Source organism: Nostoc sp. DedQUE09 (genome assembly GCF_034530915.1).
Lineage (GTDB): Bacteria > Cyanobacteriota > Cyanobacteriia > Cyanobacteriales > Nostocaceae > Nostoc.
The window spans coordinates 6344-7820 of record NZ_JAVRCE010000125.1 but is presented as its reverse complement, the minus strand read 5'-3'; the positions used below and the strand labels follow the sequence as shown (position 1 = coordinate 7820).

Below are 1477 nucleotides of genomic sequence, written 5' to 3'. Positions count from 1 at the left end.
TTTTTTCTTTTAATCCTTTTATTCAGAATACTAGGAAAGTGACAAAAGAGGGTTATAGCAATAGCCAGATAAGTTAGGACGCTAAACGTAAGACATATTCCATCGTTTCTCGAAGAGAATCAAACTGCTGAAGTTGTTTGCGAATTCGACTTTTCAACCACGACCAGCATTTCTCAATTTTGTTGAGGTCTGGGGAATAAGGTGGTAAATATAAGATTTCACACTCAGCATCTCGAATCAACTGTTCAATACGTCCACCTTTGTGAAAAGTGGCATTGTCCATGATCACAACTTGCCCTGGTTTAAGTACAGGTACTAAGCACGTTTCCAGCCAGGTCTCAAACACATCTCGTTTCCTTGACCCCTCAACTGTAAAGGGAGCCATCAACTGCTGATGACATAATGCTGCAATCATATTTACCCGTCCTTGGCGTCGCCCAGACTTGAGGGCATGAAAGCGATCGCCTTTTTCATTCCAGCCATAGCCATAATCGTCTCGACTATCCATGCCAGATTCATCAATATAGACGGTCATATCCTTCTCCAGCAAGGCTATCTGAGCAGTAAACACACTGCGTTTGCACTCGTCTCGTTCTTGATAACCATAGGTCTTTTTTTTCGCGTAAAACCGATTTTTTGTAATCCACGGGAGATAGTACGCGCACTAATCTTGTCTTCCCATAATTGTGCCATCTGGGCTTGAGTCTTATCCCCATGTACTTTCACAAAGGCTCGAAATTTAGCCCAGTCGGTGATTTTGTGGTTATGACCAGGCGACTGATTCCGCCTTGCCTGGAAATCTCCAGTTTCTGCAAAGCATTTTAACCATAAATCGATTGTGTTTCGACTAATGTTGAATAGTTCACTAGCTTCGCTTTTCTTTAGTCCATTCAATTCTATTGCTTCAATTACCTTCCGACGGAAATCGTAACTGTAGGGTTTTGGCATGAGTATTCCCCGATTTTGCAACGTAATTCTCTTTCTACTTTACGTCCTAACCATAATGGCGATTGCTATACAAACTCAAAAGGAAAAAAGACTAATATTTGCAGGTGACTTAAACCTAACTCCTTGGTTCTCTGTTCTCTGTGGGTACTGATTGCCAAGCAAGGCGATCTTTCCAGTGCGATGTGAAATTAATTTGAACTGCTTGCTTAAAGCCCTCTAAAGCTGCTGAAAAAGCTTTCTCTTTTAGCTTTGCTGCACCTTGGTTGTGCAACTGTTTAGAAAATTGTGGATTCCATACATATTTTTGACAAGTTTGGTGGGCAATTTCTACATCACTGCCATTTTCAGGATTTTGAAAGACGGGATGATAGTGTAACCTGTTGCAGCAAACTTGCAACCATTCTTGCCACCCACACTGCCACAAGCGGACTGTTCCATCAAGACTACCACTGGCAATCAGTTTACCATCAGGGCTAAAAGCTGCGGAATTTACCCAATACTCATGCCCGCGCCAAGGTTGACCAATGGG

The 1477-nt window shown here is 42.3% G+C and carries 2 protein-coding genes; both read right to left on the bottom strand.

The genetic code is table 11. The features are described 5' to 3' along the window. Positions 1–73: 73 nt before the first annotated feature. Positions 74–948 (bottom strand): IS630 family transposase gene (locus tag RMY27_RS35225; RefSeq protein WP_322669429.1). Its coding sequence is split into 2 segments (ribosomal slippage): positions 74–616 and positions 619–948, totalling 873 coding nucleotides; the frame shifts between segments, so codons are not numbered across the junction. A 115-nt stretch (positions 949–1063) separates the two neighbouring features. Beyond that, the coding region (locus tag RMY27_RS35220) for a WD40 repeat domain-containing protein (RefSeq protein ID WP_322669428.1) at positions 1064–1477 on the bottom strand (414 nt) is incomplete at its 5' end.